We start from the raw sequence: 356 nt of genomic DNA on the forward strand, positions 1-356 counted from the left end.
AGGCATCGCACTTTGACTGCGACATGCGTTGGTTCGAATCCAGCTAGCCCAGCCATTTTTTTAGGCAGCATAGCCAAGTGGTAAGGCCGAGGTCTGCAAAACCTCTATCCCCGGTTCAAATCCGGGTGTTGCCTCCATATTTATATTGCGGGTGTAGTTTACTGGTAAAACCTCAGCCACGAGCAAAGCATCGTGAATCAGCTGCGAGTTGCCTCGACGCATCCATCATCCTCGAATAGGCTTTTAGAGGAAGAGGCATGATTATTCGTGTAAGCAAAATATATTAAGGTAGTTAATAATGTGCGGGTGTAGTTTACTGGTAAAACCTCAGCCTTCCAAGCTGATGTAGTGGGTTC

General features: G+C 46.9%; 1 tRNA gene. It reads left to right on the top strand.

Going from position 1 to position 356, the window contains the following annotated elements:
* Positions 1-63: 63 nt before the first annotated feature.
* Positions 64-137 (top strand) — tRNA-Cys (locus tag GXK58_RS26885).
* Positions 138-356 lie beyond the last annotated feature (219 nt).

Origin of the sequence: Bacillus sp. USDA818B3_A (assembly GCF_009928415.1) — a bacterium.
Classification (GTDB): Bacteria; Bacillota; Bacilli; order Bacillales; family Cytobacillaceae; genus Neobacillus.